The sequence below is a fragment of the Paracoccus onubensis genome (assembly GCF_003591515.1).
GTDB classification, from domain to species: domain Bacteria; phylum Pseudomonadota; class Alphaproteobacteria; order Rhodobacterales; family Rhodobacteraceae; genus Paracoccus; species Paracoccus onubensis.
Genome location: NZ_QZCG01000005.1, coordinates 256,939 through 269,540, shown reverse-complemented (window position 1 = coordinate 269,540; position 12,602 = coordinate 256,939). Strand labels below are relative to the sequence as shown.

Genomic DNA, 12,602 nt, shown 5'->3' with positions numbered 1-12,602 from the left:
ACAAGGCGCCCGGAAATCATCATTCTCTTTCGGAAAGAGGGGCATTATGCAGCTGATGGACGAAATCGGTAGTCGGGGATGGTGCGGATGAACGGGTGGGGTCTGGCGCGGATCGTTCCTGTCTTGCCCCTGCTTGTGGGGCTGTTGCTGGCTGCGGCCTCGCTCACGCCATCGCTGATTCCGCGCGGCACGTTCTTTCAGGGAGTGCTGGCCGGGGCGTCGATGGCGATGGGCCATATGCTGACGCAATTCGTGCTGGCGCTGTGGCGGTCGCTTGAAATTCCGGTACTGCGCGGAAGATGGGCGGTCGCCGCGCATATGCTGGTCGCGCTGCCGGTGCTGGCCACGCTGTTCTTTTGTATCGCACATGCGCGTGGCTGGCAGAACGGCCTCCGCGAACGCATGGGGCTTCCCGAACTCGAAGTCGCCAATACGCTGCAGACAGCGGTCGTCGCGCTTGCGGTGTTTCTGGTGCTGTATGTGATCGGCCTGTTGATTCAGGGATTGTTCAATCTGCTGCGCAGGCGGCTGGCCCGGCATATTCCGGTGCGCAGCGCGAATGTGCTGGGCTTGCTGCTATGTGCGATCCTTGTGCTGATCGTGACCCGCGACGGAATGGTGAATGCCGGGCTGCGCATGGCTGACAGGTCTTATGCCGCCGCGCAATATCTGACCCATCCCGAAACGCCCCCGCCGGCGGAGCCGTGGAAACCGGGATCTTCCGAATCGCCGATATCCTGGGAACTGATGGGCAGGCCGGGCCGGAATTTCGTGCTGAACGGGCCTTCGGCGCAGGCAATCGCCGCGTTCAACGGCCGCCCCGCGAAAGAGCCTTTGCGTATCTATGTCGGTCTGGCGCAGGACAGCGATCCGCAGGTCCGGGCCGGGCTTGCCTTGCAGGAAATGCAGCGCGTCGGGGCGTTTGAACGCAAGGTGCTTGTGGTGTCCAGCCCGACCGGCACCGGCTGGATGGATCCGGCCAGCTATGACGCGCTGGAATATATGCATGACGGCGATGTCGCGACGGTGGCGGTGCAATATTCCTATCTGCAAAGCCCGCTTGCGCTCATCTTCGAAACCGATTCCGGTCTCGATCAGGCCGAGGCACTGATGCGGCTTGTCTATGAACATTGGGCGGCAATGCCGGATAACCGGCGGCCAAGGCTTTACATGCACGGTATTTCCCTGGGATCCTGGTCGTCGATGCATGCTTTCAACGTCTTTCAGATGATGAACGAGCCGATCGATGGTGCGCTTTGGGCCGGGCCGCCTTTTCCCTCGACGCTATGGAATCAGGCGAATGCGGCGCGAGAGGCGGGCAGTCCGTTTGTGCTGCCGACTGTCGATGACGGGCGGGTCATCCGCTATTCCAGCCAATATGCAACGCCGTTGCGCTCGGGCAGGGACTGGGGGCGAATGCGGGTGCTGTTCATGCAATATGCCAGCGATCCGATTGTTTTCTACAGCCCCACCGCATTGTGGCGCGAACCTGTGTGGATGCGCGAAGCAAAGGCGCCGGATGTATCGCCGGAATTGTCCTTTACGCCCATTGTGACGCAGCTTCAGTTGACGGTTGACCTGCTGCGCAGTACCTCGACTCCGCCCGGCTATGGTCATAACTACCATGTCCGCGACTATATCGACGCCTGGTCCGCCGTGACCGAGCCCGAGGGATGGGACGAGACGGCGGCCGAGCGGCTCAAGGCGCATTGCGGGCATGGGGAGCTGGTGGGTTGCGAAAACGGTTCCTGACCGATGCGCCGGCGGTCGCGATTCCGATCGGGATGGTGCCGGCGGCGAAGAGATTGCGCAACGGCGCGCCGGCAAGTGTTCAGCCCGGTCATGTCCGGGTCATTTCCCGCAGCGGGGTGGCTGCTTCTGCCGGAAAAGACCAATCTGAGATGAATCGCACCGCTATTGCGTAAGGCGCCATGCCATGACGTAATCGCCGAGTTTTGTTCCGATCGAGCCGTGTCCGCCAGCCACCTGCACGACCATCTGCCGTCCCTCGCTATCAAGATAGGTCATCGGTGTTGCCTGCCCTCCTGCGGGCAGCCGCGAGCGCCAGATCTCGGCTCCGGTCGTCAGATCGTAGGCGCGCAGATAATTGTCGACCGTCGCCGCCATGAACACCACACCCGAACCGGTGATCACCGGCCCGCCGATGCCGGGCATCCCCAGTTTCAATCCCAGGGGAACAGGGGTCATGTCGCGGGTCGTGCCGTTACGATGCCGCCACAGGATTTCACCGCTGCGCAGATCGGCCCCGGCGACGAAGCCCCAGGGCGGCTGCTGACAGGGAATGCCAAGCGGTGACAGGAAGGGACCCATCTGCACGGCATAATCCGCGCCCTCATTGGAATTGACGCCCTGTTCGCCGACATTCGTCCGGGTATCCGCGCCCAGGCTGTCCCTGGGGATCAGTTTCGAGACGAAAGCCAGTTGCAGCGGCATGCCGAACATCACCTGTCTTCGCGGATCGACGGCAATGCCGCCCCAGTTGAAAGCCCCGAAATTACCGGGATAGACGATGCTGCCCTGCAAGGATGGCGGCGTATAGCGTCCCTCGTAGCGCAATTTCCGGAAGGCGATCCGGCAAAGCATCTGGTCGATGGCCGTCGCGCCCCACATCCTTGCCTCGGTAAGCGGTTCGGGTTCAAAGGACAGGGCAGAGGCAGGTTGCGTCGCCGCGGTGAAGTCGTCCGGAATGGCACCCTGAGGGGCGGGCCGTTCGGTCACCGGCAGAACCGCCTCGCCGGTTTCCCGGTTCAGGACATAGACATCGCCCTGTTTCGTCGGCACGACGAGCGCGGGCACGCGTCCATCAGGCAAATCAAGATCAACGAGGCTGGGTTGAGCTGGCGTATCCATGTCCCAGAGATCGTGATGCACGAATTGATGCACCCAGCGCGGCTGACCGGTTTCCAGATCAAGTGCGGTGACCGAGGTGGCATAGGTTTCCTCGGCCTCGTTGCGGTACTTGCCAAGTTGATCCGGCGTGCGGTTGCCCATCGGCAGGTAAACCAGTCCAAGCTCGGGATCCGCGCTGGCAATCGACCAGCTGTTGGGAGAGGAGGTGGAATATTTCTGATCGGGATCGTCTGGATCCAGCGGGGCGGTTTCGGTCGGGTTACCCGAATCCCAATTCCAGAGCAGCTTTCCATCGCGGACATCATATGCCCGGATCACGCCGGAAGGTGAATCGATGTCGTAATTGTCGTTTACCGCACCGCCGATGACGATGGTATTGCCCGCCACCACCGGAGGCGAGGTCGAATAGTAATAACCCGATTGCTGGAACGGCATGTTGTGCATCAGATCCAGCGCGCCATTCTCTGCGAAATCCGCGCAGAGCTCTCCGGTTTCAGGATCGAGCGCCAGCAGCCGCGCGTCCGATGTCGGCAGGAACAGCCTTTGCGAGCAGGTGCTCTGCTGCGGCGCAGAGGCATCATTCTCGCCGGGCCAGTAGCTGAGCCCGCGGCAGGTCTGGTGCTGGCGGTTCAGATCGGTTTTGATATCGGGCTTATAGACCCATTTCTCTGCTCCGGTATCCGCGTCGAGGGCGACGGCCCAGTTATGCGGGGTGCAGAGATAAAGGGTATTGCCGATCTTGATTGGCGTTGCCTGATAGGTGAATTCACCAACGTCATCCTGCCCTTTGACATCGCCTGTGCGATAGGTCCATGCAGGTTGCAACTGGTCGACATTACTTGCCGTGACCTGTTCCAGCGGCGAGAAGCGCTGCCCGTAATTGTTGCGGCCATAGGCCGTCCAGGCTTCGGGATCGTCACCGCCCGTTGCGGCGTCCGGATTGGCGTTCTCGGCCGGAAGCTGTCCTGCGATATCATGCGGATCGGGCAGAAGGGTCGTCCCAAGCAGCCCAAGCCCGGTGACGCCCGTAACGACGAACAGCACGATCCATGCCGGACCGAAACGCCGCCCGCGCAGATGCAGGGGAAGGAGGAGAAGCAATGCGAGGACAAGGAACATGCCCATGCGCGCGGCAAGCGCCCACCAATCGGGACCGGCTTCCCACAGTGACCAGGCGGCAAGGACGATAAGGAACAGGGCATAGACGATCCGTGCCCGCGGATCGCGCATCCATATCAGCACCGATGTGGCGATCAGGGCGATTCCGGCTCCGGAATAGAACAGGCTGCCACCCAGTGTAACCAGATACAGCCCGCCAAGGACGAGGATAAGTCCGACAGCGAAAAGGACGAACGAAACCACGGCACGCATACGGAACCTCGAAAGCCGGTTGCTTCATGCGAGGTTACGACCAAAGCTGGGTGGCTGCAACCTGCTCATGCGGTTCTGGTAAATATGGGACGGGATGCTTTGTCGGGATTCGTGGGTTGGTCGGCCACGCTGGCAGGGTTTCGAACATATATCCGCCTCTTGCCCGCTGGCAGGCGCCGCGTCTGGCGGTGAATGCGAACCCGGACCAGCTTCACGCCGCTATTCCTGATTACAAGAAGGCATCCCCATGGGTAAAGCGAGCGGATTTCCTTGGTACTCGGACGGCACGTCACTTGACGCTCCCTTTGGAATATGAAAGTTGAGATAAACAGTCAGCTATGCGGCCTTTTCCGATGATCAGATCAATCTCTCTTGCAACCCTCGGGGCTGTGGTGGTCATGGTCATCGCACCAGGATTTGCCACGGCTCAGGACGGTGCGGACAGCTATCCCATAACCATCAAACATGCCCTGGGCAGCACGGTCATCGAGGAAAAGCCCCAGCGCGTGGCGACCGTCGCCTGGGCCAATCACGAGGTGCCGCTGGCTCTGGGGGTCGTGCCTGTGGGGTTTGCCGCCGCCACTTTCGGCGATGACGATGGCGACGGGCTGCTGCCCTGGGTCAGCGAACGCCTGGAAGAATTGGATGCCGATATTCCGGTTCTGTTCAACGAAGGCGATGGCATCGATTTCGAGGCCGTCGCGGCGACAGAGCCTGACGTGATCCTGGCCGCCTATTCCGGGCTTAGCCAGTCGGATTACGACACTCTCAGCATGATCGCTCCGGTCGTCGCCTATCCGGACGGGCCGTGGTCCACCGATTGGCGTGACATGATCCGGCTGAACAGCGCAGGGCTTGGCATGGCGGCCGAGGGTGATCGGCTGATCGCCGATATCGAGGCTGAAATAGAAGAAAGCGTCGCGAAACATCCCGAGATCAATGATAAGACGGCGATGTTCATCACCCATCTCGATCCGGGCAATCTCAGCACTGTCAGCTTCTATTCAGGCAACGACACGCGCGTGAAGTTCTTCGAGGATCTGGGCATGCATTCGCCCGAAAGCGTGATCGGGGCGACCAATCCGGGCCAGTTCTCGGGTCAGGTAAGCGCCGAAGAGATCGACCGCTTCAGCGATGTGGACATCTTCGTCACCTATGGCGGGGAAGAGCTGCTGGCGCCGTTGCAGGCCGATCCCCTGACCTCGCATATGCCGGCGATTTCGCGCGGATCTGTCGTGATGCTGGGCATGAATCCGATCGGAACCGCCGCCAATCCGACACCGCTTTCGATTTCGTGGGTGCTTGATGATTATCTCGACCTGCTGGGCGACGCGGCACGCAAGGCGGAATGAGCGGGCAGCGAATGGGACAGGCGGCGCAATGGCGGCTTGGCCGGTCCAATTCGACGCGCGCCCTTGTGCTGGCCGCGACGGCACTGCTGCTTTTGGGGCTTTGCGCAATATCGGTGGCTGTCGGAACGCGCGATGTCGGCTGGACCGAGATCATCGGCGGGTTGCAGGGACGGGCCGAGACAATAGGTCAGGCCGCCGTGGCCGTCCGCATTCCGCGCACGATCATGGCGGCGATCGCCGGGGCGGCGCTTGGGCTGGCCGGCGCGATCATGCAGGGGGTGACGCGCAACCCGCTTGCCGATCCCGGCATCCTTGGCGTGAATATGGGCGCCTCGCTGGCGGTTGTCATCGGCATGGCCTGGTTCGGACTGGTCAGCGCCTCTGCCTCTATGTGGGCGGCGATCCTTGGCGCGGGGGTGACGGCGGTCTTTGTTTATGTCATCGGCTCGCTGGGAAGGGGGGGCGCGACGCCTCTGAAGCTGGCATTGGCCGGCGCCGCGACCTCGGTCGCGTTTTCCAGTTTTACCATTGCCGTGGTGCTGCCGCGCAATGACATTGCAGGCAATGTGCGGTCCTGGACAATCGGCGGCGTCGGTGGATCGACATTCGCCGATATCCGGCTTGTCCTGCCTTTTCTGGTTCTGGGCTTCGTTCTCAGCCTGCTATCGGCCCGCAAGCTGAATTCGCTGGCGCTTGGCGATGAACTGGCGGCGGGACTGGGAGAGCGTGTGGCGATCGCCCGGGCCATGGCCGCGCTTGGCGCCATTCTTCTGTGCGGCGCGACCACGGCGGTCTGCGGTCCGATCGGCTTTGTCGGGCTTGTGGTGCCGCATCTCTGCCGCCTTCTGGCCGGGATTGATCACCGCTGGCTGCTGCCATTCTCGGCCATTGGCGGTGCGTCGCTTCTGATCCTGGCCGATGTGATCGGCCGTATCATCGCGCGCCCGAACGAGCTTGACGTGGGCATTGTCACGGCCTTCGTCGGCGCTCCGTTCTTCATCTGGATCGTCCGCCGCCAGAGGGTGCGCGAGCTGTGAGCGTCTCTGTGCTTTCCCATTCCGTCGCCGCCGGCCGCCTTTTGCGCGCGCGCCGCCGCCGGAACATCATCCTGACGCTGGTGCTGCTGCTGGCCTGCGGCTTCGCAGTGACGCTGATGCTGGGTCAGTCATTCACGCCGCCGGGCGACGTTCTGCGGGTGCTGCTGGGCCAGGAAGTGCAGGGCGCCAGTTTCACGATCGGACAATTGCGCCTGCCGCGCGCGGTCATGTCGATCCTCGTGGGCATGAGCTTTGGTCTGGGCGGCGTGGCTTTCCAGATCATGTTGCGCAATCCGCTTGCCAGTCCCGACATCATCGGTGTCAGTTCCGGCGCGAGTGCCGCCGCCGTCTTCGGCATCGTGGTGCTGTCGCTGGACGGGGCGGCGGTGTCGGTCTTCGCGGTGCTGGCCGGGCTTGCTGTTGCCATTCTGGTTTACGGCCTTTCCTTCAAGAACGGCGTCGCGGGAACGCGGCTGATTCTGGTGGGTATCGGTGTCTCGGCCATGATCGACAGTTTCATAGCCTATATCCTGTCACGAGCGGCATCATGGGATTTGCAGGAGGCGATGCGCTGGCTGACCGGCAGCCTCAACAGCGTGCAATTGTCACAGGCTTTGCCGCTGCTCGTCTCGCTCATGCTGTTCGGAGGCGTGCTGCTGTCCCGTGGCCGCGACCTCGATGCTTTGCGGATGGGGGATGATACTGCCGCGGCTTTGGGCATACGGGTCGGGATGACCCGTATTCTGGTGATCGTCACCGCCGTGGGCATGATCGCCGTTGCGACGGCAGCCGCCGGACCCATCGCCTTCGTGGCCTTTCTGTCGGGGCCGCTTGCCGCGCGCATGGTCGGGCCGAACGGTTCGATTCTTCTGCCTGCGGCTCTGGTCGGGGCGGCGCTGGTGCTGATCGGCGATTATATCGGGCAATTTGCATTGCCCTCCCGCTATCCGGTGGGCGTGGTCACCGGTGCCCTTGGCGCCCCTTATCTTATCTATCTTATCGTGCGCGTGAACCGCGCCGGAGGTTCGCTATGACCCGGTCTCACAGCCTTGTCGCCGAAAGACTTTCGGCCGGATATGCCGACAATACCGTCCTGAACGATCTGGATCTGGCGGTTCAGCCGGAACGGATTACCGCAATCGTGGGCGCCAATGGCTGCGGCAAGTCCACCCTGCTTCGGTGCATGTCACGGCTGATAGCGCCGAGTCGCGGTCAGGTGCTGCTGGACGGCAGGTCGGTTCATCACCGCCCGACACGGGAACTGGCCCGGACCCTTGGGCTTTTGCCGCAATCCCCTATTGCGCCCGAGGGCATTACCGTCGCCGATCTGGTCAGCCGCGGGCGCCATCCGCATCACGGGCTGATATCGCGCTGGAGCAAGGCCGATGATGCTGCGATTGCCGCCGCACTCGACGCGACCCATACCGGCGAGCTTGCGGACCGCGTGGTGGATGAATTGTCAGGGGGGCAGCGCCAGCGGGTCTGGATCGCCATGGCGCTGGCGCAGGAAACGGATCTTCTGTTGCTGGATGAACCGACGACCTTTCTGGATGTCAGCCATCAGATCGACGTTCTGGATCTGCTGACCGATCTCAATCGCGCGCGTGGCATGACCATCGTCATGGTATTGCACGATCTGAACCTTGCCGCGCGCTATGCGGATCGGCTGATCGCGATGGCGGCGGGCCGGCTGCACGCGCAAGGCAGCCCCGAAGAGGTGCTGACCGAGGCGAATCTGGAAGCGGTTTTCGGCTTGAAAAGCCGTGTCATCCCGGATCCGGTCTCGGGGCGTCCGATGATGCTGCCCATCGGCCGTCACCGGGCGGCCTGAGGCGCACAACCCTCGGTGTTCTGTTGCCGAAAATCCTCGCGCATTAGCGGTATCGTCCGCCCGGACCAAATCTTCTTGTTCCCCACACCCGGCTGGCTTAGAAGCCAGTCATAAATCCAAGCAAAAAACTAAGGTAATAGGCTATGCCGGTCGCTATCCCTTCTCAGACGCTTCTCTGCCTGTCACGTCGCTGCCTGATCGCGGCCCTTCTTGGCTGCACCGCACTGATCGCGGCGCCCACATGGGCACAGGACACGGGAGCCGGGACCGAAGACGCCCCCTATCGCCTGTCACCGATCCTGATCTATGCCGAGGGCGAGGCCGATGACGACGAAAATTCGGTCGTCGCCAGTGAGTTGTGGGTCGGCGGCAAGGTCGCGACCAGCATTCTTGACACGCCGGCCTCCGTCTCGGTCATTACCACCAAGGAGATCAAGGATCGCAATGCCGATACCGTCGAGGAGGTGCTGCAATACAGCTCGGGTGTGCATACCGATTTCTACGGCTCGGACGACCGCAACGATTATTATCAGGTCAGGGGCTTTCAGGCGACGACCTATCGCGACGGCATGACATTGGGATCGATGCGCGGCGTGCGCGAGGAGCCCCTCGCCTATGAGCGGGTCGAGGTCATCAAGGGCGCCAACTCGACCCTTTTCGGGACCTCGGATCCGGGCGGTTCGGTCAATTTCGTGACCAAGCAGCCGCGTTTCGAGCGTTTTTCGGAAATCTACGCCGCCGGCGGTTCGAACGGTCATGCGGAATATGGCTTTGACTTCGGCGACACGCTGGATTCGCAGCAGACCCTTGCCTATCGCATCACGGGTAAGGTTCAGGACAGCGAGTTGGAATACGACTATTCGCAGGATGACGAGACCTTCCTGATGGGCGGTCTGACATGGGAGCCTTCGGGTGCGACGACGCTGACCATCGTGGCCGATTATCTGGACCGCGAAGGCACTCCGAACAGCGGCGGCTATCCGCTGGACCGCGAATATGACCGCAGCGATTTCTTCGGCGAACCCGATTTCAATTATCACGATGTCGAACGCAGCAGCGTGACCGGCATGCTGAAGCATGATTTCGGCGGCGGGCTGAGCCTTAGCGCCAACCTGCGTTACAGTGATCTGACGGATAATTTCGGTTATATTTACCTGTCGGATAGCGACAACCGCGTCGGGACCGAGGTCCAGCGCTGGTATTTCGGTTCCGATGAAAGCGCCGAAGAGCTGATCGGCAATGCCATGCTGCAATATGACAAAAGCTTCGCCAGTTTTGACAGCAGCACGCTGGTCGGGGTCGAATTTCGCGATGCGACCACCAGCAGCACGTCCTATTCGGGCCTGACAACGCCAATCGACATAGCGAACCCGATCTATAGCGGTGGACCGGACGAGCTTGTCGCCTATCAGTCGACCACGACCGATTATCAAACCCAGTCGCTGTTCCTGCAACAGAACCTGTCCTTCAATGATCGCTTTATCGCGACGGCCGGTATTCGTCATGACTGGCTGGACCTGAAAAGCAGCGACTCTCTCTCCGGGAGCAGTGAAAGCGACGATTTCTCGGAAACCTCTGTACGAGGCGCGTTGACCTATAAGATCACGCCCGAGATCTCGACCTATGTCAGCTACGTCGAATCCGTGGCTCCGCCCGCGATAGGCGTCGAACCCGAACGTGGCGAACAATACGAGCTTGGCGCCAAATACCAGCCGCAGGGCATGAATGCGCTGTTTTCGGCCGCGATCTACGATCTGACCAAGGATAATGTCACTATCGCCGTGGTCGAGGACGATGGCTCGATCACCCGCGAAGTGATCGGCGAGGCACGGGTTCGCGGCCTCGATCTTGAAGCCAAGGCCGAGATCAATGAAAATATCAGCGTCATCGGTGCCTATTCCTATATGGACACCGAGGTCGTTCGCGGCAGTACACGCAGCGGTGGAGATATCTCGGGCAATGAATTCACAACGGCGCCGAACCATATCGCCTCGCTTTGGGTGAATTACACCCTGCCCGGCAGCGGATCGCGCGGCGACATGACCTTTGGTCTGGGCGCGCGCTATATCGGATCGTATTTCTTCAACGCCACCAATGACAGCGGCAAAAGCGAAGCGGCCACCATTCTTGATGCGGCCTTCAGCTATCAGGTGCGGGAAGATACCGATCTGGCGATCAATATCAGTAATCTTCTGGACGAACAGCATGTCGTCGGCTCGGGCACGGCAGATTACTACAACCCGGGCCGTAACGTCGCGGTCACGCTGCGTCACCGCTTCTGAGGTCACGTGCCATCCGCGCGGCGCGCGACTGATCACGCCGGCAGAGCGTAACGGGCGGTATGCCTTGCGCCTCCGGGCTGGTCGGGGGAGATTGACCGCTTGGGTGCGGTTCCTCTGAGCCGCAAGCAGGAGGGTACGACATGAGCATGACTTTTCCCGGCCTCGGGGCCGTTTTCGATCATATCGAGGCGCAACGCGAGACGCACCTGGCCCGGCTTCTGGAATATGTTCGCCACCCCAGCATCAGTGCGCAGAACAAGGGAATCGCCGAGGTCGCCCGGATGCTGGTCGGGATGCTGACCGATCTGGGCATGGAGGTCGAAGCCGTGAAAACCAGGGGCCACCCGATGGTGCTTGGCCGACATGGTGACGATCCGGCGAAACCGACCTTGCTGCTTTACGGACATTACGATGTGCAGCCCCCCGAGCCCCTTGAGCTGTGGCACAGCCCGCCATTCGAGCCGACGATCCGGGACGGACGTGTCTATGCGCGGGGCGTGGGCGACAACAAGGGTCAGCATCTGGCACAGATTCTGGCGATCGAGGCACATCTGGCGGTTCATGGTGAACTGCCTTGCAATCTGATTTTCCTGCTTGAAGGCGAAGAGGAGGTCGGCAGCCCGCATATTGCCGAATTCGTGCGGGCGCATGCCGATCGCCTGAAGGCCGATCTGGTGGTGACGGCGGACGGGCCGCTCCATGATTCCGGTTTGCCGATCATCACCTTCGGGGTGCGGGGCATGGTGTCTTTCGACCTTATCGCCAGAACCGCTGACCGCGACGCGCATTCGGGCAATTACGGCGGCGTCATGCCGAATGCGATCTGGAAACTCGTCCATCTGCTTGCGACGATGAAGACGCCGGAAGGACTGATCACCATCGAGGGGCTGCATGACCCGATCATTCCGCCGACCGAACAAGAGCGGCAGGCGGCGGCGATACTGCCGCTGGATCTTCCGGCATATATGGCGGAACTGGGTCTGAAGGAACTCGACGAACCGAAGAGCCGCCCCTTCTATGACCGTCTGATGTTTCACCCGACCCTGACCATCAACGGGTTGCATGGCGGTTATGGCGGCGAGGGTTCGAAGTCGGTCCTGCCCTGCGAGGCGATCGCCAAATGCGACATTCGCCTTGTCGACGCCATGACGCCTGCACAGGTTCTGGACAAGGTCTCGGCCCATGTCGCACGTCATGCGCCCGATGTGGAAATCGTGCCGCGTGGCGGTATGCTGCCTTCGCGTACGGCCATGGATTCGGACTATGCCCGGGCGCTTCGCGAGGCGGTGATTGCGGCAAGGGGTGTGGAGCCGCTGCTTTTCCCCTGTGTGGGCGGAAGCTTGCCGGATTACGTGTTCACCGGGATTCTCGGCATTCCCGCCTTCGTGCTGCCCTATGCCAATGCGGATGAAGCCAATCACGCCCCGAACGAGAACCTCAGGATCGAATGTTTCCACGATGGCATCCGCACCGGCGCGGCGTTGCTGTCCTCTGTTGGAAATCGCGGCGCCAGGGTTTGAACGGCGGATCATTTCGTCCGGTGCGACTGATCGCGCATAGCGCCGGATGAGACGAAAATCATCCGGGCATTCCTCTGGAAGCGAACCGCCGGATCTCTGCTGCCCGGCAAAACCCCGCCAGAGCATCTCGCACCTGCCCGGATTCACGTCCTTTCCTCCTCCCCTTCTTCTTTGCGGTAAATACCTCGGGGGTCGCCGGCGGGGTCGCGCCACTGGTCCGAGAGACCTGCCGGCGACGGGGCGGCGCCCCCGGCCATCGCAGGACGCAAGTAACCGGCCTTTCCGATTCAGCGCCACACGCTCTGGCTCCCCTGCATCAGTTTCGCGCTGCGGTTCTC

The 12,602-nt window shown here is 61.6% G+C and carries 8 protein-coding genes; 7 read left to right on the top strand and 1 reads right to left on the bottom strand.

What is annotated here, in order from left to right; genetic code table 11:
* The first annotated feature begins 87 nt into the window (after window positions 1–87).
* Window positions 88–1,752, top strand: a complete 1,665-nt coding sequence (locus D3P04_RS09315) for an alpha/beta hydrolase (RefSeq protein ID WP_232844947.1) — start codon at window positions 88–90, stop codon at window positions 1,750–1,752.
* A gap of 162 nt (window positions 1,753–1,914) precedes the next feature.
* On the opposite strand, the gene D3P04_RS09305 is transcribed toward D3P04_RS09315, so the two are convergent.
* A complete protein-coding gene (locus D3P04_RS09305; RefSeq protein ID WP_119748117.1) occupies window positions 1,915–4,242 on the bottom strand; it encodes a membrane-bound PQQ-dependent dehydrogenase, glucose/quinate/shikimate family in 2,328 nt (775 codons plus the stop codon).
* A gap of 356 nt (window positions 4,243–4,598) precedes the next feature.
* On the opposite strand from D3P04_RS09305, the gene D3P04_RS09300 reads away from it, so the two are divergent.
* The 6 genes from D3P04_RS09300 (at window position 4,599) to D3P04_RS09275 (ending at window position 12,264) form a co-directional block, all read left to right on the top strand.
* Window positions 4,599–5,594 carry an iron-siderophore ABC transporter substrate-binding protein gene (locus D3P04_RS09300; protein ID WP_408634366.1) on the top strand — a complete coding sequence of 332 codons (996 nt, stop codon included), beginning with the start codon at window positions 4,599–4,601 and terminating at the stop codon, window positions 5,592–5,594.
* Window positions 5,591–6,631: a FecCD family ABC transporter permease gene (locus D3P04_RS09295; protein WP_119748115.1), complete on the top strand. Its 1,041-nt coding sequence runs from the start codon at window positions 5,591–5,593 to the stop codon at window positions 6,629–6,631. Before D3P04_RS09300 ends, D3P04_RS09295 begins: the two co-directional genes overlap by 4 nt.
* Complete coding sequence (locus D3P04_RS09290) at window positions 6,628–7,665, top strand: FecCD family ABC transporter permease (protein ID WP_119748113.1); 1,038 nt, start codon at window positions 6,628–6,630, stop codon at window positions 7,663–7,665. Before D3P04_RS09295 ends, D3P04_RS09290 begins: the two co-directional genes overlap by 4 nt.
* A complete protein-coding gene (locus tag D3P04_RS09285; RefSeq protein WP_119748111.1) occupies window positions 7,662–8,462 on the top strand; it encodes an ABC transporter ATP-binding protein in 801 nt (266 codons plus the stop codon). Before D3P04_RS09290 ends, D3P04_RS09285 begins: the two co-directional genes overlap by 4 nt.
* Window positions 8,463–8,605: 143 nt before the next feature.
* Window positions 8,606–10,744, top strand: a complete 2,139-nt coding sequence (locus tag D3P04_RS09280; protein ID WP_119748109.1) for a TonB-dependent siderophore receptor — start codon at window positions 8,606–8,608, stop codon at window positions 10,742–10,744.
* A 140-nt stretch (window positions 10,745–10,884) separates the two neighbouring features.
* Window positions 10,885–12,264 carry a M20/M25/M40 family metallo-hydrolase gene (locus D3P04_RS09275; protein WP_119748107.1) on the top strand — a complete coding sequence of 460 codons (1,380 nt, stop codon included), beginning with the start codon at window positions 10,885–10,887 and terminating at the stop codon, window positions 12,262–12,264.
* The last annotated feature ends 338 nt before the right edge of the window (window positions 12,265–12,602 follow it).